This window comes from Sphingomonas xinjiangensis, from assembly GCF_014199255.1.
Taxonomy (GTDB): Bacteria; Pseudomonadota; Alphaproteobacteria; order Sphingomonadales; family Sphingomonadaceae; genus Sphingomonas; species Sphingomonas xinjiangensis.
The window spans coordinates 14,442-37,665 of sequence record NZ_JACIJF010000002.1 but is presented as its reverse complement, the minus strand read 5'-3'; the positions used below and the strand labels follow the sequence as shown (position 1 = coordinate 37,665).

At 66.0% G+C, this 23,224-nt stretch carries 20 protein-coding genes; 17 read left to right on the top strand and 3 right to left on the bottom strand.

The features are described 5' to 3' along the window. Positions 1–9 precede the first annotated feature (9 nt). The gene (locus tag FHT02_RS03480) at positions 10–1,401 is read left to right on the top strand and encodes an efflux transporter outer membrane subunit (protein ID WP_184084331.1); all 1,392 of its coding nucleotides are present in this window, start codon (positions 10–12) and stop codon (positions 1,399–1,401) included. A gap of 91 nt (positions 1,402–1,492) precedes the next feature. After that, a complete protein-coding gene (locus FHT02_RS03475) occupies positions 1,493–2,434 on the top strand; it encodes a 3-keto-disaccharide hydrolase (protein ID WP_246352174.1) in 942 nt (313 codons plus the stop codon). 6 nt (positions 2,435–2,440) lie between these two features. On the opposite strand, the gene FHT02_RS03470 is transcribed toward FHT02_RS03475, so the two are convergent. Beyond that, entirely contained in the window at positions 2,441–3,445 is a 1,005-nt protein-coding gene (locus FHT02_RS03470) for a LacI family DNA-binding transcriptional regulator (protein ID WP_184084329.1), read from the bottom strand. A gap of 125 nt (positions 3,446–3,570) precedes the next feature. Between FHT02_RS03470 and FHT02_RS03465 the strand changes: the two genes are divergently transcribed. The 8 genes from FHT02_RS03465 to FHT02_RS03430 all read left to right on the top strand — a co-directional run bounded on the left by FHT02_RS03465 (position 3,571) and on the right by FHT02_RS03430 (position 11,556). Further along, complete coding sequence (locus FHT02_RS03465; protein ID WP_184084327.1) at positions 3,571–4,821, top strand: MFS transporter; 1,251 nt, start codon at positions 3,571–3,573, stop codon at positions 4,819–4,821. Next, positions 4,818–5,894, top strand: coding sequence for a sugar phosphate isomerase/epimerase family protein (locus FHT02_RS03460; protein ID WP_184084325.1), 1,077 nt, complete (start codon positions 4,818–4,820; stop codon positions 5,892–5,894). Before FHT02_RS03465 ends, FHT02_RS03460 begins: the two co-directional genes overlap by 4 nt. Then, the gene (locus FHT02_RS03455) at positions 5,891–7,039 is read left to right on the top strand and encodes a Gfo/Idh/MocA family protein (protein ID WP_184084323.1); all 1,149 of its coding nucleotides are present in this window, start codon (positions 5,891–5,893) and stop codon (positions 7,037–7,039) included. The genes FHT02_RS03460 and FHT02_RS03455 overlap by 4 nt, the downstream gene beginning before the upstream one ends. Continuing rightward, positions 7,036–7,416: a c-type cytochrome gene (locus FHT02_RS03450; protein WP_184084321.1), complete on the top strand. Its 381-nt coding sequence runs from the start codon at positions 7,036–7,038 to the stop codon at positions 7,414–7,416. The genes FHT02_RS03455 and FHT02_RS03450 overlap by 4 nt, the downstream gene beginning before the upstream one ends. Positions 7,417–7,429: 13 nt before the next feature. Next, positions 7,430–8,356, top strand: a complete 927-nt coding sequence (locus tag FHT02_RS03445; protein WP_184084319.1) for a hydroxypyruvate isomerase family protein — start codon at positions 7,430–7,432, stop codon at positions 8,354–8,356. A gap of 88 nt (positions 8,357–8,444) precedes the next feature. Further along, positions 8,445–9,014, top strand: a complete 570-nt coding sequence (locus FHT02_RS03440; RefSeq protein ID WP_184084317.1) for a gluconate 2-dehydrogenase subunit 3 family protein — start codon at positions 8,445–8,447, stop codon at positions 9,012–9,014. After that, positions 9,011–9,853 carry a sugar phosphate isomerase/epimerase family protein gene (locus FHT02_RS03435; protein ID WP_184084315.1) on the top strand — a complete coding sequence of 281 codons (843 nt, stop codon included), beginning with the start codon at positions 9,011–9,013 and terminating at the stop codon, positions 9,851–9,853. Before FHT02_RS03440 ends, FHT02_RS03435 begins: the two co-directional genes overlap by 4 nt. Before the next feature lie 26 nt (positions 9,854–9,879). After that, entirely contained in the window at positions 9,880–11,556 is a 1,677-nt protein-coding gene (locus FHT02_RS03430; RefSeq protein WP_184084313.1) for a GMC family oxidoreductase, read from the top strand. Between the two features lie 63 nt (positions 11,557–11,619). Here FHT02_RS03430 and FHT02_RS03425 read toward each other — a convergent pair whose 3' ends face one another. After that, positions 11,620–11,946 carry a hypothetical protein gene (locus FHT02_RS03425; RefSeq protein WP_184084311.1) on the bottom strand — a complete coding sequence of 109 codons (327 nt, stop codon included), beginning with the start codon at positions 11,944–11,946 and terminating at the stop codon, positions 11,620–11,622. A 147-nt stretch (positions 11,947–12,093) separates the two neighbouring features. On the opposite strand from FHT02_RS03425, the gene FHT02_RS03420 reads away from it, so the two are divergent. The 6 genes from FHT02_RS03420 to FHT02_RS03395 all read left to right on the top strand — a co-directional run bounded on the left by FHT02_RS03420 (position 12,094) and on the right by FHT02_RS03395 (position 18,272). Then, a complete protein-coding gene (locus FHT02_RS03420; RefSeq protein WP_184084309.1) occupies positions 12,094–14,325 on the top strand; it encodes a TonB-dependent siderophore receptor in 2,232 nt (743 codons plus the stop codon). Positions 14,326–14,372: 47 nt separating this feature from the next. Further along, a complete protein-coding gene (locus FHT02_RS03415; protein ID WP_246352173.1) occupies positions 14,373–14,636 on the top strand; it encodes a hypothetical protein in 264 nt (87 codons plus the stop codon). Next, positions 14,633–16,225, top strand: a complete 1,593-nt coding sequence (locus FHT02_RS03410) for a PepSY-associated TM helix domain-containing protein (protein WP_184084306.1) — start codon at positions 14,633–14,635, stop codon at positions 16,223–16,225. The genes FHT02_RS03415 and FHT02_RS03410 overlap by 4 nt, the downstream gene beginning before the upstream one ends. After that, positions 16,222–16,518 carry a DUF3325 domain-containing protein gene (locus tag FHT02_RS03405; protein WP_184084304.1) on the top strand — a complete coding sequence of 99 codons (297 nt, stop codon included), beginning with the start codon at positions 16,222–16,224 and terminating at the stop codon, positions 16,516–16,518. The genes FHT02_RS03410 and FHT02_RS03405 overlap by 4 nt, the downstream gene beginning before the upstream one ends. Next, positions 16,518–17,141, top strand: coding sequence for a DUF4198 domain-containing protein (locus FHT02_RS03400; protein WP_246352172.1), 624 nt, complete (start codon positions 16,518–16,520; stop codon positions 17,139–17,141). The genes FHT02_RS03405 and FHT02_RS03400 overlap by 1 nt, the downstream gene beginning before the upstream one ends. Before the next feature lie 126 nt (positions 17,142–17,267). Next, complete coding sequence (locus FHT02_RS03395) at positions 17,268–18,272, top strand: alpha/beta hydrolase (RefSeq protein WP_184084302.1); 1,005 nt, start codon at positions 17,268–17,270, stop codon at positions 18,270–18,272. Between the two features lie 99 nt (positions 18,273–18,371). Here the strand turns inward: FHT02_RS03395 and FHT02_RS03390 are convergent, their stop codons facing one another. Beyond that, on the bottom strand, positions 18,372–21,308 hold the full coding sequence (locus FHT02_RS03390) for a TonB-dependent receptor (protein WP_184084300.1): 2,937 nt from the start codon (positions 21,306–21,308) through the stop codon (positions 18,372–18,374). A 421-nt stretch (positions 21,309–21,729) separates the two neighbouring features. Between FHT02_RS03390 and FHT02_RS03385 the strand changes: the two genes are divergently transcribed. Then, the gene (locus FHT02_RS03385; RefSeq protein ID WP_184084298.1) at positions 21,730–23,217 is read left to right on the top strand and encodes a UxaA family hydrolase; all 1,488 of its coding nucleotides are present in this window, start codon (positions 21,730–21,732) and stop codon (positions 23,215–23,217) included. The last annotated feature ends 7 nt before the right edge of the window (positions 23,218–23,224 follow it).

The window sequence follows — 23,224 nt, the reverse complement described above, 5'->3', positions numbered from 1 at the left end:
AGGGCACCTATGCGTATCCTGTTTGCAACCGCCTCGGCACTGGCGCTCGCCGCCTGTGCCGCAGGTCCCGACTATGTCGCTCCCGAGCCGCCGCAGACTGCGGCAGGTAGTTTCGTTGCCGCGCATTCTGCGGTGAGCGCCGATCCATTGAAGGGTGATTGGTGGCGGCTTTACAATGATCCGGTGCTCGATGGCCTGGTCGCCGATGCGCTTGCAGCCAACACCGATGTGCGGGCCGCCGTGGCGCGGATCGAGCGGGCGCGGGCGCTGCTGCGCGGATCGCGGGCCAATCAGCTTCCGCAAGTGGGGCTTTCGTCCGGTGCCAATTACGGCCGCCTGCCGGAGATACAACGCTTCCCCGGTTCCGACCGCGAAAACTGGCAGATCGATGCCGGGCTCGACGTGAACTATGAAGCCGATCTGTTCGGGCGGCTATCACGCGGGGTCGAGGCGTCGCGCGGTGATCTGGGTGCGGCGGAGGCCGATGCCGACGCAGTGCGGGTGATCATCGTCGCCGACACGACCCAGGCCTATGCCGACGCCGCCTCCGCTTTGGAGCGGTTGCAGGTCGCCCAGCGCATCGTCGCCTTGCTCGATCAGTCGATCAACCTGACCGAGCGGCGGCGCAGCCTCGGCGGCGCGACCCGCCTCGACACGGCCCGGATCGGCGCCCTACGCAACGAGCGTCAAGCGCAGGTGCCTGCGCTTCAGGCGCAGCGCGACGCCGCCTTGTTCCGACTGGCCATGTTGACCGGGCGCGCGCCAGCCGCGTTGCCGCCAGTGGCCGCCGGGCGCACCACGACGCTGCGGCTCAGCCAGCCCATCCCGGTCGGGGACGGCGCGGCGCTGCTCGCCCGGCGGCCCGACATCCGCGTTGCGGAGCGTCAATTGGCGGCAGCGACCGCGCGCATCGGCGTGGCGACCGCCGATCTCTACCCGCGTATTACGCTGGGCGCTTCGGGCGGATCGACCGGCACCGATTGGGGCGACGTGTTCGGGGCAGGCCCGTTGCGCTGGCTGGTCGGCGGGCTGATCAACTGGGCGGTCAACCCCGGGCCGGCGCGGGCGCGCGTGGCGGCGGCGGAGGCGACCAGCCGCGAAGCGCTAGCCAATTTTGACGGCGCGGTGCTGCGCGCACTCCAAGAGACCGAGACCGCGCTGTCGGCCTATGGCCATGCGCTGGATCGGCGCACGGCGTTGCAGGCGGCGCGCAATGAGGCCGAGGCGGCGGTGAACATCGCCCGCGCACGCCAGCGGGAGGGCGACATCGACTCGCTTGCGCTGCTGGACGCGGAACGGACCTTTGCCGATGCGGAGGCGACGCTCGCGGCGGCCGATGCGTTCATCGCCGACACGCAAATCGACTTGTTCCGGGCGTTAGGTGGAGGATGGCAGGCCTGAGCGTGCGCTGCATATTGACCTGCCGCCCTGCATGATGGGAAGCTCCTGGCGCTGCAACGCGGTTCATCGCGTGCGCAGAGGGGAGACGGTTATGGGGGTGGCGCGAGCTTTGATGGCGCTGGTGTTGCTGCCGGCTGCGGCGGTGGCGCAGAGTTCTTCGGAACGGGCGCGGGAACTCGCAGGCGATCCGCAAACCGCGGTGCAGCGGCTGGCGCTGGCCGACGTGCCGCGTCCCACCGGCAAGCCGGTGGCGCTGTTCGACGGGCGCAGCCTGCGCGATTGGCAGCCCTGGCTCGGCTATGCCGATCCCGGCGTCACCTACAAGGCCGACCCGGCGAATGTCCCTGTCGGTACTGGCCGCGACACGCGCGGGGACTTCGCCGTCCGCACCGTCGATGGCGAGCCGGCGATCTGGATCAAGGGCGAGACCTGGGGCAGCCTGGTGCACCGCGCCGATTTGCGCGACTATCACCTTCGACTTCAGTACAAGTGGGGCGACAAGACCTGGGCGCCGCGCGAGAAGGAGCCGCGCAACAATGGCCTGCTTTACCACACCCACGGCGTGCCCGGGGAAGTGTTCGGGACCTGGCGGCCCTCGGTCGAGTTCGAGATCATGAAGGGATCCACCGGCATGATCGTGATGGTTGGCACGAAGGTTCGCGCGCAGACCGATGTGGCATACGATCCACGCCTGATCGCGCCGCATCTCCGCTATCGTACCGGCGGGCGCACGATCGACATGGTGAACGGCACGCCGACCTGGAACGTCGAAGCCGCGACCGATGCGGAGCGTGCGATCGGCGAATGGAACACGCTCGACCTGTATGTGCTGGGCGACCGTGCCGTGCATGTGGTCAACGGCGTGCCGGTGGCCGAGGTTCGCGACATGGCGGTGATCGGCGCCGATGGCGTGCGCCGCCCGCTCACCCATGGCAACATCCAGCTTCAGTCCGAAGGGGCCGAGACCTGGTTCCGTCGGATCACCGTCGAGCCGATCCGCAGCCTGCCGCGGGTGATCGCCGCGCGCGACTGAGGCGCCTCAGCCGCAGTACACGCGCGCCGTGCTGTCGCGGACGATCAGTTCGTGTTGCAGCGTGACCTGGTGGATGGGGCAGCCGGTGCCGTTGAGGATGCCGATCAGCAGTTCCACCGCGCGGCGGCCGATCAGTCCTTTGGGCTGCGCGATGGTCGTCAGCGCCGGGTGGAAGAAGCGGGCAAGGGGAAGGTCGTCGAAGCCTATCACCGAGACATGCTCCGGGCAGGAAAAGCCCGCCTGCGCCACCGCGCTCATGGCGCCCATCGCCATCTCGTCGTTGAAGCAGAAGATCGCGCTGACGCCGCAACCCAGCAGCGCGCGCGCTTGTTCGAATGCCGAGGTGGCGGTGTAGTCGCCCTCGCGCACGATCAGCCGGACGTGCGCCCCGTGCCGCTCGGCGGCGGCCAGCGCGCCGGCCAGACGGTCGCGGCTGATCGGGCTGATCGCCGGACCGGTGATGACGCCGATGTCGCGGTGGCCGAGCGTGACCAGATGATCCACTGCATCGCTGCTTGCGGCGGCGTTGTCGATATGGACGCTCGGCACGCCGATGTTCGGGCTGTATTCGCATCCGTTGACGATCGGCGCGGAAGCACCTTGCCGTGCCACCAGCGGCACAAGGCTGGCGGGCAGGCGGTGCCCCAGGAAGATCAGCCCGTCCACTTCGCGGCGCGACAGCATCTCGGCATATTGATCCTCGACCTCCGGATCATGCCGCGTGTCGCCCAGCACCACGGCATAGCCCGCGTCGCGCGCCGCTTCTTCCGCGCCGCGAATGACGCTGGCGAAGAAGGGGTTGGAGATGTCGGGTACCGTCAGCAGGATCTTGGCGGCGCGCAGCGTGCGCAGGCTTCGCGCCGCGACGTTAGGCGCATAGCCGAGCGCCTGCACCACTTCGAGCACGCGCTCGCGGGTTTGCAGGGCCACCCGGTCGGGCTGGCTCAGCACCCGCGATACGGTCGCGGTGGAGACACCGGCCTCTGCGGCGACTTGGATGATCGTCGTCATACCGCTTCATGTGCCCGTCGGCGAACCGTGTCGAGAGGGCGTGATGTAATCCTTTACATCCACGATCGCGCTGCATAGGCTTGGGATCTGGAGAGCAGGCAAACTGCTTCGGGGAGGACAAGCGCATGGTCGCTGCTGAAGGCACGCTTACGGGTGCGGTGCGCCCGGCATCGGGGATGATGACGGGGCGCCTGAGCGCGCTGATGTTCATGCAATTCTTCGTCTGGGGTGCGTGGAACGTCACGCTCGGCCTGGTGATGCAGACCGTCGGCATCGGCAATCTGATCGCGAACGCCTTTTCGGTCGGGCCGATCGCGTCGATTGTCGGGTCGTTCCTGCTCGGCATGGCGGCGGCCCGCTATTTCAGCCCCAAGATGCTGATGGTCGTCCTCCATCTCGTGGGAGGCGTGCTGTTGTTTGTCCTTCCAACGCTGGTGACGCCCGAGCATGGCAACAGCTTCGTCTGGCTGCTGCTGGGCTACATGATCCTCTACATGCCGACCGTCGGCCTCGCCAACACAATCGCGCTCAAGAGCTTTGGCGAGCGAGTCGACCGTTTCCCCTTCGTGCGCGCGTTCGGCACGCTCGGCTGGATCGCCGCCGGTCTGATCATCGGCTGGGCAGGACTGTCGGCGAGCCCGCAGATCTTCGTGGTGGCAGGAGTCGTGTCCATCGCGCTCGGGCTGTACAGCGTCACGCTGCCCAAGGTCGAACCCGACGCGCCGCAAAGCGGCAACGTCCTGCGCGACGTGCTGTGCGTCGAAGCATTCGGGCTGATGCGTAACCGCTCGTTCCTGATCTTCATCGTCTGCGCCACGCTGATCTCGATTCCGCTGGCGATGTATTACGCCTATGCCTCGGCCTATCTCGGCACCGCGGGGATCGAGAATGTCGGCGGCACCATGTCGATCGGGCAGATGTCCGAGCTGGCGTTCATGTTCTCGATGCCGGTGCTGTATCGCCGCTTCGGCGTGAAGCCGCTGCTGCTGGTCGGCATGATCGCCTGGGCGCTGCGCTATGCGCTGTTCGCGATTGGCGATGGTGGCGACTCGCTCTGGGCGATCTATCTCGGCGTCGCGCTGCATGGCGTGTGCTACGACTTCTTCTTCGTCGCCGGAGCGATCTACACCGGCACGATCGCCTCGCCCAAGGGCGTGAACGCGCAGGCGCAGGGCATGCTGACGCTGTTCACCTATGGCGTGGGCATGCTGCTCGGATCGCAGATCGGCGGGCTGCTCTATGCGCAGCTCCCGGCCAACCCGTCGGTCGCCGATTGGCAGCATATGTGGTGGTATCCGGCGGTCGCCGCCGCGGTGATCGCCGTGCTGTTCCAGCTGACTTTCAAAGACAACAGCAAGGCTGAGGTGCGCGCATGACCGCGATGAAGGGCCCCGGCATTTTCCTGGCCCAATTCCTGGGCAGCGAGGCGCCGTTCGATACGCTGGATCATCTGGCGGAATGGGCCGGGGGGCTGGGCTATGTCGGCGTGCAGATTCCCTGCGATCCTCGGCTGATCGACCTGGAGCAGGCCGCGGCGAGCAAGGATTATTGCGACGATCTGCGCGGCCGGCTCGCCAAGTTCGGGATCGAGCCGACCGAACTGTCGACGCACCTGCAAGGGCAGCTGGTGGCAGTGCATCCTGCCTATGACACGCTGTTTGACGGCTTCGCGCCGGCGCATCTGCACGGCAAGCCGGCCGAGCGGCAGGCCTGGGCGGTTGAGCAGGTCAAGCTCGCCGCGCGGGCCAGCGCCAATTTGGGGCTTTCGGCGCACGCCACTTTTTCGGGCGCGCTCGCCTGGCCCTATGTCTATCCCTGGCCGCAGCGTCCCGCCGGGCTGGTCGAGGAAGCCTTTGCCGAGCTCGCGCGCCGCTGGACGCCGATCCTCGACGTGTTCGAGGAAGTCGGGGTGGACTGCGCCTTTGAGGTTCATCCCGGCGAGGATCTGCACGACGGTGCGACTTGGGAGCGCTTCCTTGCCGAGGTGAACGGTCACCCCCGCGCGCGCATTCTGTTCGATCCATCGCATTATGTGCTGCAACAGCTCGATTATCTGGATTTCATCGACCGCTATCACGATCGGATCGCGTGCTTCCATGTCAAGGATGCCGAGTTCAATCCGAACGGACGCACCGGCGTCTATGGCGGCTACGAAAGCTGGGTGAACCGCGCCGGCCGCTTCCGCTCGACGGGCGATGGCCAGGTCGACTTTGTTGGCGTCTTCAGCAAGCTTGCCCAATATGGTTATGCCGGCTGGGCCGTGCTCGAATGGGAATGCGCGCTGAAGCGGGCTGAAGACGGTGCACGCGAAGGCGCACCCTTTATCAGCAGCCATATCATCGACGTGACCGATCGCGCGTTTGACGATTTCGCCGCCAGCGGTGCGGATCGCGCATCGATCCGCAAATTGCTCGGCCTGTCCGCGCGGCAAGGATCGGATCAGGCATGACTGCGTCCGCGCTGAAGCTGGGCATGGTGGGCGGCGGCGAGGGCGCCTTTATCGGCGCCATCCATCGCATGGCAGCGGCACTCGACGGCGACTGGCGGCTGGTCGCGGGCGCGTTCAGCACCGACGCTGGCCGCAACGGGCGCACGGGCACACAGCTTGGCCTCGATCCGCAGCGGGTTTACGCCTCGTTCGAGGAGATGCTGGAAGGCGAGCGCGCGCTGCCGGCTGATGCGCGGATCGACGCGATCAGCATCGTCACTCCCAACCATCTCCACGCGCCGATGGCGATTGCCGCCCTGGAGGCGGGTTTTCACGTGTTCTGCGAAAAGCCGATGGCGATGAGCGTCGCCGAAGCGCAGGCGATCGCTCAGGCGGTGGACCGCAGCGGATGCCGCTTTGGCTTGGCGTTCACCTATAGTGGCTATCCGATGGTCGAAGAAGCGCGGGCTCGCGTGGCACGCGGCGACTTCGGCAAGATTCGGCTGGTGCAGGCGGAGTATCTTCAAGGCTGGCTCAGCCAGCCGATCGATACCCAAGGCAACAAGCAGGCCGAATGGCGCACCGATCCGGCGCGCGCCGGGCTGGGCGGCTGTCTGGGCGATATCGGTACGCACGCCTTTCAGCTGGCCGAGCATGTCTCCGGCTTGCGGGTGGAGTCGGTGTCCGCCGATCTTTCCATCCACGTGCCGAACCGTCGCCTGGACGACGATGTCAGCGCGCTGCTCCGCTTCGAAGGCGGCGCGCGCGGCACGCTCAAGGCGTCGCAAGTCGCAGCCGGGGAAGAGAATGGGCTGAAGCTGCGCATTCATGGCGAACGCGGCGGACTCGAATGGGCGCAGATGGAGCCCAATACGCTGACGCTGCGCTGGCTCGATCGTCCTGCCGAAGTCGTACGGGCAGGGGGGCCTGGACTCCAGGCGTCGACGCTTCCGCTGCTGCGAACCCCGGCAGGGCATCCCGAAGGATATGTCGAGGCGTTCGCCAATCTGTACCGCGCATTCGGCGCCGCGATCCGCGGCACCGCCGGCATCTGGTTCCCCGGTGTCCCTGATGGTCTGCGCACCATGAAGTTCGTTGAAGCGGTTGTCGCGAACGCGGCATCGGCGCAGAAATGGACCAGTATCGAGTCTGGAGAGAATGAATGAAGCTTTTCATGTGTTTGGCAGCTGGAGCCGGTGCTGCCGGCGCGCTGGTGGTTGCCACCGTGCCCACCGAGGCGCAGACCGCGGCGCCGCCCGCCTTTGCCGCGTGCAAGGCGTGCCACACGGTCCAGAAGGGCGGCAGGAACGGCGTCGGCCCCAATCTGAACGGCGTCGTCGGCCGGCCTGCGGCATCGGTGCCGGGCTTCAACTATTCGGCGGCGCTCAAGAAATCTAAACTGCGCTGGGACGACGCGACGCTCGACCAGTTCCTCGCCGCGCCGACCAAGAAGGTGCCGGGCACCCGCATGCCGATCGGCATGGCCGATCCGGCCAAGCGTAAGGCAATCATCGCCTACCTCAAAGCGGAAGGCGCGAAATGATCACGGTGCGGGCATGACGATAACGCGGCGCACGCTGCTGGCCGCCGGGGCCGCTTCACCGCTGTTGGCCGGAATGGCGGGGGCGCAGGGCGTCAGGTCCAACGCTGCCCGCTTCTCGCTTGGTTATGCGCCGCACGAGGGCAGCTTCGCCAGCCGCGGCGGGCTGATCGAGCAGATCGCCTTCGCGGCCGACCAGGGCTTCACCGCCTGGGAGGACAATGAAGCCCGCGCTCGTCCGGTCGCGCAGCAGACTCAGATGGCTAAGGCGCTTCAGCAGCGCGGCATGACCATGGGTGTGTTCGTCGCCAGCATGCCCAAATGGAGCCAGTCGCGTCCCTTGCTGGGCGCAACGGACGGTGCGGAGCGCGACGCGTTCCTGGCCGATGTCCGTAGCGCAGTTGACGTGGCCAAGCGGCTGAATGCCACGCGCATGACGGTGGTCACCGGCTTCCTGGATCCCAAGGTGCCGGTGGACATCCAGACCGCGCGGATCATCGATGTGATGCGCGCTGCCGGCGACATCGTCGCACCGCACGGCATCGCCATGGTGATGGAGCCGCTCAACACCCGCACCAACCATCCCGGCGTGTATATGCAGAGCATAGCACAAGGGTTCGCAGTGGCGCGCGGCGCGAACAGCGCCGGGGTCAAGATCCTGGCCGACCTGTATCATGAGCAGATCCAGTCCGGTAACCTCATTCCGGTGCTGGAAACCTGCTGGAGCGAGATCGGCTATATCCAGTTCGGCGACAATCCCGGCCGCAACGAGCCGGGAACCGGTGAGATCAATTATGCCAACATCGTCCGCTGGTTGCGCGCGCGCGGCTACGCCGGCGTGATCGGCATGGAACATGGCAATTCGGTCGCGGGGCGTGCCGGCGAAGAGCGTTTGATCGCCGCCTATCGCGCGATCGATGCGCAGAATGGGGCTGGCGCGTGAGGGCGCCGCCCTCCGCAACGTTGTTGGAACTCGTGGTGGGTCCGCTGAAGGCAGCGGAGATCGCCAAGAACCTGGTAGGAGAGAGCAAGTGATCGATCGTAGAACCGCGCTTGCCGGCGTGGTCGGAATGTTCGGTGCGGGATTGTTCGCGCCGATCGCCCGCGCTGCCGGGGCAGCCCAGGCGTCGCGCATCCCGGTAATCAGCGAAGGACCACCCAGCGTTGCGGTGTTCACCCCCGCGCAGCGCGCGCTGGTGTCGGCGCTGAGCGAGCGGGTGATCCCGACGACGGATACACCCGGCGCCATCGCCGCGGGTGTGCCTGCGTTTATTGAGAAGCTGCTGGCCGATTGGGGCACGCCGGGGGACCGCAAGCCGATCCTGGCCGGGCTCGACGCGGTTTCGGCGCGCAGTCAGCGCGATTACAAGGTGCCGGCCGAACGTGCGACGCCCGCGCAACAGGACGCGCTGCTCACCCTCGCGATGAACGACCAGCTGCCCTCGGGCAAGGAGTTCTTCGAAGCGTTCCGCCAGCTCGTCGTCACCGGCTATTACACGTCGGAGGTCGGGATCACGCAAGAGCGCGAATACCTGCCCGTGCCGGGGGAATATAACGGCGAGTTTCCCTATTCTCAGGTCAACAAGGTGTACAGCGCATGATCAGCCGTCGTTCCTTGCTTGGCGGTGCCACTGGCATCGCAGCCGTGGCCGTCACGAGTCCTCTGATCCCGGCCGCTTCCGCCGCGCAGATCAAGGCGATCGGAATCCAGCTCTATACCGTGCGCGACCTCTTCCAGAAGGATCCGGCGGGCACGCTCGAGAAGATCGCCCGCATCGGCTACCGCGAAGTTGAATTCGGCGGCGGCGGCTATGATACCATGGACCACGCCATGCTGCGCAAGACCATGGACCGGCTCGGCCTCCGCGCCCCGTCGATCCATGTCGGCTATGATGCGCTGTTCGGCCAGTTCGACCGCTCGGTCGCGATGGCCAAGGCGCTGGGCGCCGACACGGTCGTGCTTCCCTACATGACTGACCAGCACCGCACCGAGCAGGGCTGGCAGGCCGCGCTGCCCAACTTCAATCGCTTCGCTACGGACCTGAACAAGGCTGGTCTGGGCTTCGCGTACCACAATCACGACTTCGAGTTCACGACGAAGCCGGGCGGCGTCAGTCTGTACGATCGGTTCTTGAAGGAAACCGATCCTGCGCTGGTGAAGATCGAACTCGATCTCTACTGGGCGGCGCGTGCCGGTGAAAGCGCCGCCGCGTTGATCCAGCGATTGTCGCGCCGCATATACGCCTATCACGTCAAGGACATGCGCGCAGACCGCAGCATGACCGCAGTGGGGCAGGGCACCACCGATTTCGCTGCGCTGTTCAAGCTGGCCGGCAGCGCCGGCGTGCAGCATTTCTATGTCGAGAATGACGAGGCGCCCGCGCCTTACCTCCCCGACATCACCACCAGCTTCAACACGCTGCGCGCACTGCGGTTCTGAACGCGCTTCGGAGAGGATAAAAGAACATGGCTTCGACCAACAGGTTCGACGCAATCGTCATCGGTTCGGGTGTCAGCGGTGGTTTCGCCGCCAAGGAATTGACTGAAAAGGGGCTGCGGGTGCTGATGCTCGATCGCGGCATCATGGTGGAGCACGGCGAGGGCTATCCTTACGATGGCAAGCCCGCCTTCGAAGTACCCGCCCGCAACATCATGCCCAAGGCACTGGTCGACAGCGATTATTTCATCGCCAAGCACGGCTATGTCGCGCCGAGCAACCAGAAATTCTACAATGACGACCGGCTGAACCCTTATGCCTTTGACGAAGGCGAGAAGTTCTACTGGATCCGTCCCGGCGCAGTGGGCGGCAAGTCGCTGATCTGGGGCCGGTGGAGCTTTCGCTGGGCACCCGAGGACTTCGAAGCGAACAAGCGCGACGGCATTGATGGCGCGTGGCCAATCGGCTACAACGATGTCGAACCGTGGTACCGCTATGTCGAGAACTATATCGGCGTCTCGGGATCGCGCGAGAACCTGCCGTATCTGCCCGACAGCGAGTTCCAGCCGCCGATCCCGATGAACGTCGCGGAAAAGTGGCTGAAGCAGCGGCTGGAATCCAAGTTCCCCGGCCGCAAGCTGATCAACACCCGCCTGTCCAACCTGACCGAGGACAAGCCGGAACAGAACCGCACCAAGTGCCAGATGCGCAACCAGTGCGGCAATGGCTGCTCGTTCGGCGCCTATTTCTCCACCCAGGCAGTGACGCTTCCCGCCGCACGCGCCACCGGGCGGCTGACGCTGCAATCGGACGCGGTCGTCACCAACCTCAACTATGACGCGGCCAAAAAGCGTGTCACGGGCGTCCGCTACGTCGATGCCAAGACGGGGCAGGCGCAGACGGTTTCGGCCGATCTCGTCTTCCTGTGCGCCTCGGCCATGGCCTCGACGCAGATCCTGATGAACTCGCGCCAGCCCGGCAGCGAGCGCAGCCATTTCGACGGCAGCGGCACGCTCGGCCGCTATGTCATGGACCACATCTTCCGCGTCGGTGTGGAGGGTGAGATCCCGGGCATGACCGACTATATCGAATATGGCCGGCGCCCCGGCGGGGTGTACGTCCCGCGCTTCCGCAACATCGGCGGTGAGGAGGGCGTCGGCTTCAAGCGCGGCTATGGCTATCAGGGCAGCGCGCGCCGCGACCCTGCCGCGCCGGTCGGGTTCGGCGCGTCGATGAAGCAGGGCATGCGCGGTTATACGCCCTGGAAGTTCAGCATGGGCGCGTTCGGTGAATGCCTGCCGTACAAGGACAACCGCGTCTCGCTGCATTCCAGCAAGGTGGACCGCTTCGGCGTGCCGCTCATGCGTTTCGACGTCCGCTTCCGCGAGAACGAGCTGCGCATGATGGCCGATGCCAAAGAAGAGGGCGAAAAGATGCTCAAGGCCGCCGGCCTCAACAACGTCACCAGCTATGAAGGTGAGCATGTTCCCGGCGACGCCATCCACGAAATGGGCGGCGCGCGTATGGGCGCCGATCCGCGCAACTCGGTTCTCAACGGCTGGAGCCAGGCGCACGACGCCGCCAATCTCTATGTCACCGACGGTGCGCAGATGGCGTCGGTCTCCTGCGTAAACCCGTCGCTTACCTTCATGGCGCTTACTGCCCGCGCCGCCGATCACGCCGTCAAGCAGATGCGGCAAGCCTGACCGAGGATCGGGCGCGGCGCCGCTATCGGTACCGCGCCCGACCAAGGGGTCTGGCACCCCCGCTTACTTGCCGATCGGCACCTGTCCCGGCTTGGGTCCGACATCGACCCACTCGAACCCGACATGCTGCAACCTGTAGATCAGCCCGGCGATGCACCGGTAGGACACGCTAGCATCCGTACGTACATGCGCCCGCGGCTCGATCTTCGCTGCCGGCGCTGCCATCGCGAGCAACTCGTCCATCGTCACCGTGCGCCCCTGAACCTTGGTGATGCACGCCGTGCCCACGCCGCGAAGCGATATGGTAAAGGGCTTCCGTGTTCGCTCACCCGCGCACCCGGCAAGTGCACAGGCGAGCACAAGCATCAGAACGTTTCCAGCCGGATTCATGCTCCGCAGCATAGCTTACGTGAAACCAATCGCAACAACGGTGCTAATGCTAGTGACTCGCAAAACCCCTCCGGCTATCAGCGGCGCGAATCACAAGGAGATCGGGTTTTGCGGAATTTGGGGGCGTTGCTGGCAGGGGTTGCGGCAATGATCGGGACGCCCGCTTTTGCGGATCCGACCGATCCGGTCTCCACCGACGACGCGGCGCAGCAGGCGCGGTCGGAAGACGAGGTCGTCGTTCTCGGCAAAAGCTACGGCCAGGATGTCGGCAAGACCGTCACGCCGCGCAAGGATGTTCCCAACACCATCTCGGTGATCGACCGCGAACAGATCGAGGCGCAGAATCTTTTCACCCTCGAGGACGCGCTCACCGCGACGCCCGGCGTCACCGTGACCGGCGTCGGCAGCGAGGATCCGACGTTCCTGTCGCGCGGTTTTGCGATCAACAACTACCTCATCGACGGCGTGCCGACGCTGTCCTTCGGCTTTCCCTCCGTCGTACCGGACCTGTTCGCCTTTGACCGGCTCGAAGTGCTGCGCGGCCCTGCGGGCCTGTTCAGCGGATCGGGCAACCCGGCGGGCAGCATCAACATGGTCCGCAAGCGCCCGCTCGAAGAAGCCCGCGCCCAGGCGTCGGTCGGCTATGGTAGCTACCAGAATTTGCGCGCCGAGCTCGACATTTCGGTGCCGCTCAGCGCCAATGCGGGCCTGCGCAGCGGCATCATGGTGCAGGACCAGGATCAGTTCTACGACGTGGCGCACCGCAACCGGGTGAATGCGTTCGTGGTCGGGTCGCTCGACATCGGTGAGCGTACCACCATCACCGTCGGAGGCACCTATGACCGCTTCAAGCCCGCGATCCAGTCGGGCCTGCCTGGCATCATCGGTGGCCTGGACGGCAGCGAGGGCAGCCTGCTCGACGTTCCGCGCTCTACCTATCTGGGTGCCGACTGGAACCGATTCCGTTCCGACGTGTGGACCGGCTTTGCCGAGATCACGCACCAGATAAGCGACCGCTGGACGCTGCGTGCCACCGGCCTTTACACCGATATCAAGCGGATCGACGTGTACAGCTATATCGGCAGCCAGCCGGTCACCCCGACCAACGGCCTGACCAACCACATCGCCTATCGGGGCGACAGCTTCGGCACGACGCATTCGTTCGATTTCAACGGCGTCGGCAGCTTCCGCGCGTTCGGGCGCGAGCAGACGCTGATTCTGGGCGCGGATTATCAGGCGGCGGACAACGACTCCTACTTCACGCGCCTGTCCAACTATGCGCGGATCGACGTGTACAATCCGGTCTCGCCGCTCGAGCCTCCGCTCAATCCCTATGGCCCGTCGCCTTATTACCCGGTGCAGGGCAGCAACGCGACTTGCCCCAATGTCAGCGTGCCCGTAACGCCCGCGCCCGCCAACTGCGTGCTGCAATCCTGGGGCGGTTCGACGACCCAGGTCGAGCAATATGGCATTTACGGTCAGATGCGCCTCAGCCCGCTGGAAGGCCTGACTCTGATCGGCGGTGGCCGCCTGACTTGGTGGGACACCAACCTCCAGACGCTGCTGCCCACGCTCACCCCGCAGACCGGCTATGGGATTGAGGGGCAGTTCACTCCCTATGCCGGCGTCGTGTGGGACGTGACGGGCAACCTCAACCTGTACGCCAGCTATGCCGACAGCTTTACGCCGCAGGCGGCACCTTCAGGGAAGACCCGTCCGGACGGTCAGGATGTCCAGCCGTTGATCGGCGCCCAATATGAAGTCGGCAGCAAGCTTGCGCTGTTCGCCGACCGCCTCCTGCTCTCGGCCGCGGTCTACCAGATCGAGCAGTCCAACCGGATCTTCACCAACGAAAGCTTGCCAGACATATACCTTCAGCTCGGCAAAGTTCGCGCGCGCGGTGCCGAGTTCGAGGCAAGCGGCGAGATCCTCCCGGCCTGGCGGATCAATGCGGGCTACAGCTACACCAAGAGCAAATATATCGAAGACACCAATCCGGTCTTCGAAGGGTTGTCGCTGATGCCGGTGATCCCCGAGCATCAGGCAAAGCTTTTCACCAACTATGCGCCCGTCGATGGCGCGCTTGCCGGGTTCAGCCTGGGCGGCGGCTTCACATGGTTCAGCAAGACCTCGGGTGGCAACCCGTCCTACCGCAATGCGCTCGGAACGCTGATCCGCTCCACGCTCGTTCGCCAAGGCGCCTATGCCGTCGCCGACCTGCGCGCCGGGTACAGGATCAACGACCGCATCTCGCTGGGGGTCAATGTGAACAACCTGTTCGACCGCACCTATTATTCGCGCATCTCGGCCACCGGGCGCGGCAACTATTATGGCAGCCCGCGCACCGTGTTCGGCACTCTGCGCGTGACCTACCCCTGATGAATCGCGGGGGGGCTAGCGCGCCTGCATGGCGGCGGAGCGGCGACATGCTGCTCCGCATCCTTGCAGCGGTGCCGATAGGCTATGCCGTGGGCAGTCTGTGGGCGATGGCGCTCGCGCGGTTGTTGCCCGGCGCACGGTTGGAGGCGACGATCACCGCGCAGCTTGCCGCCTTCGTGATCTGCGCGGCCGCGGCGATGTGGGCCTTTGCCGCGCGTAGCGGGTGGCGCGCGCTTTGGACTCTGGTTGTCTTAGGCGCAGTGGCGGGCATGATCGCGTGGTGGTCGATCCAGCTGACGGGGCGGATATGAACAAGGGGTTCCGGCAATCGCAGGCGTTCCTGCATACTTGGTCGGGTCTGCTGCTCGGCTGGGTGCTCTTCCTGGTGTTCGTAACCGGTACCATCGCCTTCTGGCGCGACGGCATGAACCGCTGGATGCGACCCGAGCTCGCGCCGATCGAACAGCCGATGCAGGTGCTCGACGGAGCCCAGCGCTTTCTCTCGAGCAAGGCGCCCGACGCGAAAAGCTGGTTCATCACCATGCCCAGCGCGTCCACTGCGGGTGCGCAGCTGTTCTGGGTGCCGCAGCCCAAGGCAGGGGAGAAGGGGCGGGGCCGGCGCGGACGGCGCGATAATCAGGCGCTGATCGGGGCAGATGGCGAACCTACCACGGTGCGCGCGACCCGAGGCGGCGAGTTCTTCTACCGCTTCCATTTCGATCTTCACTACATGCCGGTCATCTGGGCGCGCTGGATCGTCGGCGTCGCCGCGATGATGATGCTGGTTGCGATCCTCTCGGGCATCGTCACGCACAAGAAGATCTTCAAGGATTTCTTCACGTTGCGGCGGCGCAAGGGCCAGCGTTCCTGGCTCGATGGGCACAATGCGGTCGCGGTGCTCGGGCTGCCCTTTCACCTGATGATCACCTATACCGGACTGGTCACGCTGATGGCGCTGCTGATGCCATGGGCGGTGGTCGCCAACTATGCCGATGGGGACGCGCTTCCCCGCCAGCTCTTTCCGTACCCGCAGGCGGTAGAGCGCACCGGCATCCCCGCACCGCTTGTGCCGCTCACCGCCATTGTCCGTGACGCCGAAACGCGGCTCGGCGGCCCGGTCGGGTTCATCGAAGTGCGCGAAGCCGGCGACGCGGCGTCGCAGGTTGTGGTGAGCCGCAGCCCCGCCTCGATGCTGTCGTCCAGGACGCCCAGCCTCGCTTATGCCGGCACCACCGGCAAGCTCGTCTGGACCTCGCCGGTGCCCGGCGGCGCCACGACCACCGCCGGGGCTATGATCGGGCTCCATGCCGGGCGCTTCGCCGATACGGTCGTCCGCTGGATCTACTTCCTGTGCGGGGTGGCTGGCACGCTGATGGTGGCGACTGGTCTCGTGCTGTGGACGGTGAAGCGGCGGGAAAAGCTGCCCGATCCGAACCGGCCGCATTTCGGCTTCATCCTTGTCGAGCGGCTGAATGTCGCCGTGCTCGCGGGCTTTCCGCTGGGCGTGGCGGCGATGTTCTGGGCGAACCGGCTTCTGCCCGTGGCGATGCGCGGCCGCGCCGAGTGGGAGATCCATGTCCTGTTCCTCGCCTGGGCGGCTGCGGCGGTGCTGAGCTTCGTGCGGCGTCCGGCGCATGCTTGGGTGATGATCCTCGGCTCGACCGGGGTGCTCCTGGCGATTCTGCCCTTCTACAACATGGCCGGCACGCCGCGCGGCATCGTCACCGCGCTCGTCACCGGCGACTTGCTGATGGCGGGTGTCGATCTGACGATGCTGGTGTTCGGGATCGCCTTCCTCTGGGCCGCCGCCCGGGTGGCGCGCTATCGCCCCAAGGTCCGCGAGCGCAGCAAGCGCGCCTATGCCGAATTACCCAACCCGGTTTTGGAGCCAGCCGAATGAGCGCGCTTGCCCTTCTTCTCATCACAGCCGCGTTTGCCCTGTTCGGACTGGCCACCGATCCGCATCATCGGGTGCGCTTCGGCCGCATTCCGCGCGCGGCGCGTAAGCGGCAGCTTCGGCTCGGCGCCTGGGCAGCGCTCGCGTTCGCCTTCCCGCTGAGCGTTGGAGCGCGCGGCTGGATCATGGGATCGATCTTGTGGAGCGGCTACGTTATGCTTGGCGCTGGACTGGTGTTCTTGGCGCTGAACTTCCTGCCCGTGAGCGGCACCACTTATTTTGCAAAGCGAGACTGATGATGCGCAAGATGATGTTGATCACGCTGCTCTGCATGCTCTCGGGCACCGCGCAGGCGCATGAAGTCTGGGTCGAACGCGATGGCGCGGGCGCCGCTCGCATCTATCTGGGCGAGCCGGCGGACCCGCTGCCCGCGGGCGGCGACCCTGAGTTCGAGAAGCTGAAAGCGCCGACCGTGCTCGGTCAGGAGAAGCCGACATTCACGCGCCGGGCGGGCTTCCTCGAAGCCGCCGTACCCTCGGGCGATGTGCGCGTATGGGATGACAACGTGTTTGCCCCCTGGGGCGCCGAAGGCAGCAAGGAGGGCGTGGTCTATTATGCCCGCGCTGGTCGGACGGAGGCGCGTACGCTGCTGCCGCTCGAGATCGCCCCGGTGGTGCCCAACAGCAACCGGTTTGCATTGCTGCGCGATGGCAAGCCGGTGGCGAATACCAAGGTGACGATCATCAGCCCTGACAAATGGTCGCGCTCGGTACTCACGGGTGCGCAGGGCGATTTCGAAGTGCCGGTGCGGGAGCAGGGCCGCTATCTCCTGACCGCTGCGGTGAAGGATGAAGGGCAGGCGGGCCAGCCCGTGGGGACGATGCACCGCATCACCACGACTACCTTCACGTCGAACTGACCACCGGCTCGTATTTCGTCCGCTGGATTTCCGGCGGACGGGTCCGCTAATCCTTGAACCCCTGCGCCAGGTGCGACAAGCTGCCACCGGTATCAGCCCCCACAGGAGGCGGGCAGGGGGAGCAGGATGCACGACGCCATTGACCGCAGAACCGCTTTGCTCGCGGGCTTGGCCGCTGCGAGTATGGCACCTCGCGCGCTGGCCCAGACTGCGCCGCCCGCGGCGGGGCAGGGCGCGCTTTGGCTAGCCTTTCCCGATCCGGTCGAAACCATCGACCTTTGGACACACCCCCCCCGGTCGTATCCGAAACAGGCCGAAGTCACGATCGAGCGCAGCAAAGACGCGGCCTATAACGATCGCTTCGTTACCGGCATCACCCGGCCGCGCATGGCCGTGTTTCGCCCGGCCAAGCCCAATGGCGCCGCGGTTCTGATCACACCGGGCGGCGGCTATAGCTGGGTGGTGATCGACAAGGAGGGCTATGAAATGGCGCGCCTGCTCGCCGCCCAGGGCATCACTGCCTTCGTCCTCTTCTATCGCCTTCCGCATCAAGGCTGGGCGAATGGCGCGAATGTGCCGCTTGCCGACGCGCAAAGGGCCATGCGCCTCATCCGCCATCATGCCGCGCGCTATCACATCGATCCCGCCCGCGTTGCTGCGGTGGGCTTCTCGGCGGGCGGCCATGTCTGCGCCAGCCTGCTCACCCGCTTCGACGCGCAGGTCTATGCGCCAGTCGACGCGGCCGATCGCGGCTCCGCGCGTCCCGATGCCGCCGCACCGATCTATCCGGTCATCGCCATGGCTGCGCCCGCAGCGCATGCGGGCTCGCGCAAGAACCTGCTCGGCGAGCATCCCACGCCCGAGGCGGAGCGCGCCTATTCGCCGCACCTGCACGTGCCGCCCAACGCGCCGCCTTGCTTCCTCCTCCATGCCGAGGATGATGCCTCGGTCTCCGTCGCCAACACGCTGATGCTGCGCGAAGCGCTATGCGCGCAGAACATCGCCACCCAGACTCACTTGTTTCCCGATGGTGGCCACGGCTTTGGCCTTCGCCTCGCCCGCGGCAAGAGCGTCGAGCACTGGCCCGACCTGTTCCTTCACTGGCTCCGCCACACCGGGATCACCGGGTGAGTCCCTCTCTTCCGCTCAAGCTTCGCGCGTTCGCGTGACAACAAAAGGGGCGCCTTCGAACGGAAGGCGCCCCATCAACGTCCAGCCTCAACCCCGAAACTACATCTTGAACCGGGCGCCGATCAGGAACATCCGGCCGAAATGGTTATACTCGTAGTTTCGGTTCGACCCCACATCGACATACCGGTCGCGATACGCGTCGGTCAGGTTGGTGCCTTCCAGCGACAGCTCGACCCACTCGGTCAGCTTGTAGCGTAGCGACGCGTCGACATTGGTGATCGCGTTATAGCCTTCGAACACATTGCCCGTGCCCGATCCGGCGTCGACATACGGTCCGCGGTAGCTGACCGACGCACGCGCGCTGAACTTGCTGTCCTCGTAATAAAGGGTGGCGTTGAACGCCCGCTTGGACAGGCCGTACAGCGTCGACTCGAACGGCACGCTGACATTCGATCCGCCCGGCGTGGTGGCCGGGGTCTGCTGCGTATAGAGCGCAGTGGAGTCGACAAAGGTCGCGTTCACAATCCCGCCGAAATTGGCCAGGAAGCCGGGCAGGAAGCGGAACGGCGCCTGCGCCGACAGCTCGATCCCCTTCAGGTTCGCGCCCGTGCCGTTCACCGTCGTCTGGATCGTCCAGATCGGCAGCGCCTGCTGCGCCGGGTTCAGCGCGCCTGGCGACGAGCTTGCCAGCACCGACGCCGGGAGGCCGGTCGACAGGAAGGTGTCGATACGCGTCGCCGAAACCGGGAAGCTCTCAATGTCCTTCTGGAACACCGCCACCGACAGGATAGACTGCGGCGCGAAATACCATTCCAGCGATGCGTCATAAGCGGTCGCGCGGAACGGCTCCAGGAACGGATTGCCGAAGCTGATCCGATAGTTGAACCCGTCCGCCGATCCACCCGGCGTCAGGCTGCCGAGCGAGGGCCGCGTCATCACCTTGGCCACCGCGCCGCGCAGGATCAGGTTCTTGGTCAGGTTCGCCGCCACGTTCACTGCCGGCAGCCAGTCCTCATAGCTGCGCTCCACCGTGACGTTGGTGCCGCTGTTGATGCCGGTGGAGGACTGCTCGGTGCGCACATAGCGCATGCCGCCATTCATTCGCACGTCGATCCCCAGCACGCTGCCGTCGGCGTCGAATTGCAGGTAGCCGCCCTTCACTTGTTCGGTGACCGACCGGTTGTTGCCGACGTCCAACGCCAGCGGCCGGTCGTAGAGCCCGGTATAGTCGGCCGCCGCGGCGATGTTGGGGATCAGCCAGCTGTTGGTGTTGCCCTCGGGCTGCCCGGCCTTGCCCAGCTCGAACAGCTCCGAAAGCCCCGACGTTGCCTGGAAGCCATAGATCGCCGCGGGACCAAAGGCCGATGTCGGCGAGCACGTGATCGTGCCCAGCACCAGGTCGCGCCCGCCATTGCCGCATACCGCGGTGTCGCGCTGGAACGCTTCGACGTCATAGTCGAACCGGCGATACACGCCCCCCAGCTTCACGGTGAAGCCATCGGTCGCGTCCCATTCGGTGCGCAGCTGCGCAGTCTTGAACTTGTTGACCACGGTTGAGGGCCGGTCGCGGATTTCCGCCAACTGGAAATTCGCCGGATCGGTGACGCTGGTGCCAAAGGTCAGCCGGGGCGAACGCGAGTTGGTATAATCGAAGCTATAGCCCTGCGCGTCGCGATCGTCGAAGACGAAGGTCGTCTCGACCGGAATGTCCGCGTTCGACTGCGACACGCCGCCCATCAGCGTGAAGCGGAAATCCTCGCCCAGATCCTGGTCCCAGCTGCCGCCGACCTGGTAGAATTCGGTCTTGGACTCGCGCAGATAATGCTCGGTCCGCACCCATGCGTCGTTGAGCGTCGCCGACACCATGTTGCCATTGTCGTCATAGGTCGGATTGACCACGTCGATTGAGCGTTCGTTGGAGCGCAGCAGCACTTCGCCCCATTTCTCCTCGCGCGTCTCGCTGAAGCGCGAATACAGCGCGTCGATCGACACTTTGGTCGCATCGCTCGGCGCCCATTGGACGCTGCCGGTCAGGCCCAGCCGCTCGCGGTCGTGGCGCACTTCGCCATAACGCGGGATGCGCGGGTGGAAGGAAAGCGCTGCCTCGTTGCACGCGGCGCTTGGCACATAGCTGCCGCCGGTATTCGGGCGCGTGAAGCACGGCGTGCCGTTGACGCTGTCGAACCGCGCCTGTGCCCAGCGCACCGTGTTGTTGCCCAGCTCCAGATTGTCGGTCTTCTGGTACGCGGCCGACACCGCCACGCCCAGCGTCCCGTCGGGCGACTTCCACGACAGCAGCCCGGCAAAGCGCGGGCCCCAGTTCTTCGACAGGTCGTTATACGTCGCCTGCGCCGCGCCCACCGCTGTGAAGCCGTATTTGCCGCCCAGCGGGTTGCCGGTGTTCAGGTCGACGACCGCGCCCAGCGATCCTTCGTCCAGCGACGCTTCGGCGGTCTTGTGTACCACCAGCGACGTGAACAGCTCGGCCGCGAACACGTTGAAGTCGAACGCACGGTCGCGATTGGCGCTGGCGCCATCGGTAGAGGTCGCCACCGTCTCGAGCCCGTTCAGCCGCACCCGGGTGAACTGCGCGCCCAGGCCACGCACGGTGATCGCGCGGCCTTCGCCCGCGTCGCGTTGGATCGAGATGCCGGGGATGCGCTGCAGCGACTCGGCCAGGTTCTGGTCGGGGAATTTGGCGATGTCTTCGGCGACGATCGCGTCCACCGACGATACCGAATTGCGCTTCACGTTAAGCGCGGCCTGGAGCGACTGGCGGAAGCCGGTGACCACCACTTCGTCCTGCTGCGCGGCGGTGGATGCCTGCTGCGCGTCGTTGGCCGAAGGGTCCTGCGTCAGCGTGTCGCCTGACTGGGCGCCCTGCGCGGTCTGCGGCACATCCTGCCCGGTCTGCGGCGCCTTCGCCTCTGCCCAGGCATGGGCTGGGGCAAGCAGCCCCAAGGCCAGAGCGGCCAGTGAAGTTCCTGCCAGCCGGCGAGCGGGCGACTCGAAACACGGGGTGTCGAAAACGCGCATCCATCCTCCTCGCGCCGCACGCGGCGCTCTTTATCGTTGCCGCGGCCGCAGGGCGGTCGCGTGTACGGCATGGTCGAGGAGGCGCAGCTCAGCCTGCGCAACAATCCACCTCCCCGTGAACGGCCAGTCTTCGCTGGTCTCGTTCTCCGACCTTGATCGGACACCGGTGTCACAAACGCTATCGCCGCTCAGGAACCTTGTCAATCGACGTCGAGCAGCGTTGACGTGCGATTTTGACACCGGTAGCACTGTTGCCGCTACCAGCTCGGAAAACGAGCGGAGCGGGAGAGGCTGACGTGCAGAGTCGATGCTCGCAGACCGTCGTCCCGCATCCGCATCCGCTTCGAGCCGGGGCCCGGCCGCGCAGGTGGCCGGCATATCAGCGGACCCGCTCCGCGCCGGAGAGTGCAAAATCGTTCGCATGACCAAGGCCGCCCACCGAATCGACCTTCGCGACCACGTCGGCACCGCGCTGCGCGCGCTCGCGGCGGGCGAACGCGTGAAGGTGGACGGGGCGGAGGTCGTGCTGCGCGACGCCATCCCCCACGGCCACAAATTCGCAGTCAATTCGGTGGCGCCCGGCGACCCGGTTCTGAAATTCGGCTTCCCGATCGGCGTCGCGATACAGCCAATCGCCCCGGGAGACCACGTCCACACCCACAATGTCGCCACCGCGTTGAAGGGGCAGGGCGAGTACACCTACACCAAAACGCCCTCTTCCCGGAGCGGAGAGGTACAAGAAGCCCCCACCTTCACCGGCTATCTTCGCGATGACGGCCGCGCCGCCACCCGCAATGAAATCTGGGTGCTCCCCAGCGTCGGCTGCGTCGGCCGCACGGCGCATAAGATCGCCGCCGCCGCCCACGCCCGCCATGGGGGCAGGGTCGACGGCGTCTACGCCTTCACTCACCCTTTTGGCTGCTCGCAGCTGGGCGACGATCTCCACGCCACGCGCGACATGATCGCCGCGCTCGCCAGCCACCCCAATGCGGGGGGCGTGCTGCTCGTCGGGCTAGGCTGCGAAAACAACCAGCTCGACGGTCTGCTCGCCGCGATCCCGTCCGAGCGCCACGCGCGCATCCGCCACGTCGCCGCGCAATTTGCCGACGACGAGATCGCCGCCGGCCTCGCCGCGATTGACGAACTCGTTGCCATCGCCGCCCAGGCGAAGCGCGAGCCGCTGCCGCTGTCCAAGCTCGTCGTCGGGGTGAAATGCGGCGGCTCGGACGGGTTCAGCGGCCTCACCGCCAACCCACTGGTCGGCCGCATCGCCGACGCCGTGACCCAAGCTGGCGGCAGCGCCGTGCTCACCGAGATCCCCGAGATCTTCGGCGCCGAACAGATGCTGATGGACCGCGCCGCCGACGAGCGCGTCTTCACCGGCATTGTCGATCTGGTGAATGGCTTCAAAGCCTATTTCACGAGCCACGGCGAGCCGGTGTCGGAGAACCCGTCCCCAGGCAACATCGCCGGCGGGATCACCACGCTGGAGGAAAAGTCGCTCGGCGCCGTGCAGAAGGGCGGCCACGCCACCGTCACCGACGTGCTGCGCTATGGAGAGCGCCTGCGCCGCACTGGATTGACGCTGCTCGAGGCGCCAGGGAACGACGCAGTCTCCTCCACTGCGCTCTCGGCCGCCGGCGCTACCGTGATCCTGTTCACCACCGGCCGCGGCACGCCCTTGGGCTTCCCGGTGCCGACAGTGAAGATCGCCTCCAATCATGATCTTGCCGCCCGCAAGCCTGGCTGGATCGATTTTGACGCGGGCGCTGTGCTCGATCAGGGCCTCGACGCCACCACGCAAGCGCTGCTCACGCGCATCGCCCAGATCGCGTCGGGCGCGCCCACCGCCGCCGAACGCAATGAGGAGCGCGAGATCGCGCTGTGGAAGCGGGGCGTGACCTTGTGACCGCGCA